Raw genomic sequence first — 4,893 nt, 5'->3', positions numbered from 1 at the left:
GGCGCAGCGGGGGAACTCCTCGACCCGGCGCGCGACGGTGGCGATCGTGTGCGCGGTGGTCGAGGACAACCCCAGCTTCCAGGCCACCAACGCCGGCACCGAGCGTGCGCCGGTCATGCCGCACAGCTCCTCGCGGTCGATCTCGGCGACCAAATCCACGATGCGCCCATCGATGGCGTTGCGCTGACCGGCCAACTCCGCCAGCTCTTCGAGCAGCACCCCGAGACGGTCTTTGGGGCTCACCACCACGGAGTCGGACGATGCGGTCGAGGACATGAACCCATCGTCGCAGCGCGGTACGACAAGTTTCGGTTGCCGATTCCGCGCTGGAATGTGACCCGCGAACTACTCCACAGTCCCGTCTCTTTCCACAGGACCGCTCACCGAGACCCGGTTTCGGCCCCAGGTCCGTCGGTTGCGGCGAGGTCAATGGTCACGACATCAGAGAAATGGCAACCGAGAAGGGATCAGCCAATGTTTGAAACACCGCTTACGGTCGTCGGACACATCGTCACCAACCCCGAACGCCGACACGTCGGCACGCAGGAGGTGATCAAGTTCCGCGTTGCCAGCAATTCCCGGCGGCGCACGGCCGACGGAGGCTGGGAGCCGGGCAACTCGTTGTTCATCAACGTCAATTGCTGGGGCAAGTTGGTCACCGGCGTGGGCGCCGCGCTGGGTAAGGGTGCACCGGTGATCGTCGTGGGCCACGTGTACACCAGCGAGTACGAGGACCGCGACGGCAACCGCCGCTCGTCGCTGGAGATGCGTGCCACCTCCGTCGGGGCCCGATGTGTCCCGCGCGATCGTCCGCATCGAGAGGCCCGGCTACACCGGCCCGACTGCCGGCGATGCCGGCAAGCCACCCACGGATGCGACCGGCACCGCTGGTGAGGACGCCGATCGCGACGCCGGCGTCGACTCCGCCGAAGCGGGACCGCTGCCGATGTCGGCTTAGCTGCGGAATCCGGCCCACCGCGCGATGCCTAGGATGGTCGCGAGAACTCTCTCAAAAGACCAGAAAGGCATGACCGCGGCATGGCTGAGTTCATCTACACGATGAAAAAGGTCCGCAAGGCGCACGGCGACAAGGTGATCCTGGACGACGTCACGTTGAGCTTCTACCCGGGCGCCAAGATCGGTGTCGTCGGCCCCAACGGCGCCGGCAAGTCGAGCGTCTTGCGGATCATGGCTGGGCTGGACAAGCCGAACAACGGCGAGGCCTTCCTGGCCACCGGCGCCACCGTCGGCATCCTGCAGCAGGAGCCACCGCTGAACGAAGAGAAGACGGTGCGCGGCAACGTCGAGGAGGGGCTCGGCGAGATCAAGGTCAAGCTGGACCGGTTCAACGAGGTCGCCGAATTGATGGCCACCGACTACTCCGAAGAGTTGATGGAGGAAATGGGCCGGCTGCAGGAGGAGCTGGACCACGCCGATGCCTGGGACCTCGACTCGCAGCTCGAGCAGGCTATGGACGCCCTGCGCTGCCCGCCGCCCGACGAGCCGGTGACGAACCTGTCCGGTGGTGAGCGACGGCGCGTGGCGCTGTGCAAGCTGCTGTTGTCCAAGCCGGACCTGTTGCTGCTCGACGAGCCGACCAACCACCTGGACGCCGAAAGCGTGCAGTGGCTCGAACAGCACCTCGCCGCCTATGCGGGCGCGGTGTTGGCGGTGACCCACGACCGGTACTTCCTGGACAACGTGGCGCAGTGGATCCTCGAGCTCGACCGCGGTCGCGCGTACCCCTATGAGGGCAACTATTCGACCTATCTGGAGAAGAAGGCCGAGCGCTTGTCGGTGCAGGGCCGCAAGGACGCCAAGCTGCAGAAGCGGCTGACCGAGGAGCTGGCCTGGGTGCGGTCGGGGGCCAAGGCGCGCCAGGCGAAGAGCAAGGCGCGGCTGCAGCGGTATGAGGAGATGGCGGCCGAGGCGGAAAAGACGCGCAAGCTCGACTTCGAGGAGATCCAGATCCCGGTCGGGCCGCGGCTGGGCAACGTGGTCGTCGAGGTCGAGCACCTGGACAAGGGCTTCGGCGGGCGCACGCTGATCAAGGACCTGTCCTTCACCCTGCCCCGCAACGGCATCGTCGGCGTCATCGGTCCCAACGGCGTCGGCAAGACGACGCTGTTCAAGACCATCGTGGGACTCGAACAGCCCGACAGCGGGACGGTCAAGGTCGGAGAAACCGTCAAGCTCAGCTACGTCGACCAGTCCCGCGCCGGGATCGACCCCAAGAAGACCGTGTGGGAAGTCGTTTCGGACGGCCTCGACTACATCGAGGTCGGACAGAACGAGATCCCGTCGCGCGCCTACGTTTCAGCGTTCGGCTTCAAGGGTCCTGACCAGCAGAAGCCGGCCGGCGTGCTCTCCGGCGGCGAGCGCAACCGGCTGAACCTGGCGCTCACGCTCAAAGAGGGCGGCAACCTGATCCTGCTCGACGAACCCACCAACGACCTCGACGTCGAAACGCTCGGCTCGCTCGAGAACGCCCTGGAGAAATTCCCCGGCTGCGCGGTCGTGATCTCCCACGATCGCTGGTTCCTGGACCGCACGTGCACGCACATCCTGGCCTGGGAGGGCGACGAGGACAACGAGGCCAAGTGGTTCTGGTTCGAGGGCAACTTCGGTGCGTACGAGGAGAACAAGGTCGCACGCCTCGGAGTTGACGCGGCGCGACCGCACAGAGTGACCCACCGAAAGCTCACGCGCGACTAGTGTCAGCTGCGCAGCCCCGCAGTGACGCGGCCCGGACGGCCGCTGGGGGCCGCCCCCCATTGCGGGGGAGACTGGGCGGTTGAGCACAGTGACATCGGTCACGAGTTGGGAGCCATCGGCATGACGATCGATCCCGGAGCCAAGCAGGCCCTCAAGCCGTGGACCGCGTTCACACTGCAGGAGGACATTCCGGGCTGGATCGCGAAGGCCTACATCGAGAGCTATCGCGGCCCGCACGGCGACGAACCGGGGGCGGCGGATTCCGGTCCGATCGACCTGACCGTCCCGACCTCCATCGTCACTCCCGCCATGCTGGGCGCCCACTATCGGTTGGGCCAGCACCGCCCCGCCGGCCAGAGCCGAGTCGCGGTGTACCCCGCGGAGGATCCGGCCGGATTCGGGCCCGCGCTGCAGGTCGTCACCGATCACGGCGGCATGCTGATGGACTCGGTCACCGTGCTGCTGCACCGGCTCGGCGTGCCCTACGCCGCCATCATGACGCCGGTGTTCGAGGTGCACCGCAACTCGGACGGCGACCTGGTCAGCGTCGAACCCAAACCTCCCGGCGCACCGCCATACGTCGGCGAAGCGTGGATACACGTGCAGCTGCTGCCGTCGGTCGACACCAAGGGCCTCGTCGAAGTCGAGCGGCTGCTGCCCAAGGTCCTGTCGGACGTGCAGCAGGTCGCCAGCGACGCGGGCGCGTTGATCGCCGCCCTGAGCGGCCTGGCCGCGGACGTGGAAACCAACGCGCACGGCCGGTTCTCCGCGCCGGACCGCGACGACGTCGCCGCCCTGCTGCGCTGGCTGGGCAACGGTAACTTCCTGCTGCTGGGCTACCAACGGTGCCGCGTGCACGAGGGCCTGGTCTCCGGCGACGGCTCACCCGGCCTGGGCGTCCTGCGCACCCGCACCGGTTCCCGCCCCCGATTGACCGATGACGACAAGCTGCTGGTGCTCGCGCAGTCTGTCGTGGGCAGCTACTTGCGGTACGGCGCCTATCCGTACGCCATCGCGGTGCGGGAGAGGGCCGACGACGGAGTCGTCGAGCACCGCTTCGTCGGGCTCTTCACGGTCGCCGCCATGAACGCCGACGTTCTGGAGATCCCTACGGTCTCGACCCGGGTCCGCGACGCGCTCGCCCTGGCCGACAGCGACCCGATCCACCCCGGTCAGCTGCTGCTCGACGTCATCCAAACCGTCCCGCGCTCAGAGCTTTTCACTCTCAGCGCCGAGCGGCTGTTGGCGATGGCCAAAGCGGTGGTGGACCTGGGATCCCAACGGCGGGCGTTGTTGTTCCTGCGCGCCGATCGGCTCCAATACTTCGTGTCCTGCCTGGTGTACTTGCCCCGCGACCGCTACACCACCCAGGTGCGGCTTCAGATCGAAGACATCTTGGTCCGCGAATTCGGCGGCACGCGGCTCGAGTTCACCGCCCGCGTCAGCGAGTCACCCTGGGCCCTCATGCATTTCATGGTGCGGCTGCCCGAAGAAGCCGCACCCGTCGACGTCTCCGAGGACAATCGGGTCCGCATCCAGGGGCTGCTGAGCGAGGCCGCCCGCACCTGGACCGACCGGTTGCTCGGCGCGGCCGCCGACGGCCGCGCCGAGCAGGCCGACGTCGAGCACTACGCCACGGCGTTCTCGGAGGTCTACAAGCAGGCCGTCAGCCCGGCCGACGCCATCGACCACATCGCCATAATCCAAGGGCTGCAAGATAATTCGGTAAAGCTGGTGTTCTCTGAGCGCGGCGAGGACGGGGCCGCCCAGCTGACCTGGTTCCTGGGCGGGCGCACCGCCTCGCTGAGCCAGCTGCTGCCGATGCTGCAGAGCATGGGCGTGGTGGTGCTCGAGGAGCGGCCCTTCACCGTGACCCGCCCGGACAACCTGCCGGTGTGGATCTACCAGTTCAAGATCTCGACCCACCCCACCATCTCGCCGGCGACCACGACAACCGGGCGCGAGGCCACCGCACAGCGATTCGCCGACGCGGTCACCGCGATCTGGGAAGGCCGGGTCGAGATCGACCGCTTCAACGAACTGGTCATGCGCGCGCGGCTGACCTGGCAGCAGGTCGTGTTGCTGCGTGCCTACGCGAAATACCTACGGCAGGCGGGCTTTCCCTACAGTCAGTCCTACATCGAGTCGGTGCTCAACGAGCACCCCTCCACGGCGCGT

At 67.2% G+C, this 4,893-nt stretch carries 2 protein-coding genes and 2 pseudogenes; 3 read left to right on the top strand and 1 reads right to left on the bottom strand.

Features of this window, described 5'->3' with window-relative positions:
- On the bottom strand, positions 1 to 276 hold a 276-nt coding region (locus tag A5691_RS12890), incomplete at its 3' end, for a DUF222 domain-containing protein (RefSeq protein ID WP_156734789.1).
- 198 nt (positions 277 to 474) lie between these two features.
- Here A5691_RS12890 and A5691_RS12885 point away from each other — a divergent pair.
- From A5691_RS12885 to A5691_RS12875, 3 genes and pseudogenes are all read left to right on the top strand, one after another.
- A pseudogene (locus tag A5691_RS12885) lies at positions 475 to 958 on the top strand (single-stranded DNA-binding protein).
- Positions 959 to 1,038: 80 nt separating this feature from the next.
- Positions 1,039 to 2,715 (top strand): energy-dependent translational throttle protein EttA, encoded by a 1,677-nt coding sequence (gene ettA, locus A5691_RS12880; protein WP_068018137.1) that lies wholly within the window; start codon positions 1,039 to 1,041, stop codon positions 2,713 to 2,715.
- Between the two features lie 120 nt (positions 2,716 to 2,835).
- Positions 2,836 to 4,893: pseudogene (locus A5691_RS12875) on the top strand (NAD-glutamate dehydrogenase domain-containing protein); the annotation flags it as partial.

This window comes from Mycobacterium sp. E183, assembly GCF_001667735.1.
In the GTDB taxonomy this organism is placed as follows: domain Bacteria; phylum Actinomycetota; class Actinomycetes; order Mycobacteriales; family Mycobacteriaceae; genus Mycobacterium.
Note: the sequence above shows the minus strand (reverse complement) of the source record. Positions and strands in the feature narration are given on the sequence as shown.

What these genes read in the sequence shown, in the direction of transcription:
- ettA (WP_068018137.1), top strand. Translation starts at nt 1,039, where the DNA reads ATGGCTGAGTTCATCTACACGATGAAAAAGGTCCGCAAGGCGCACGGC.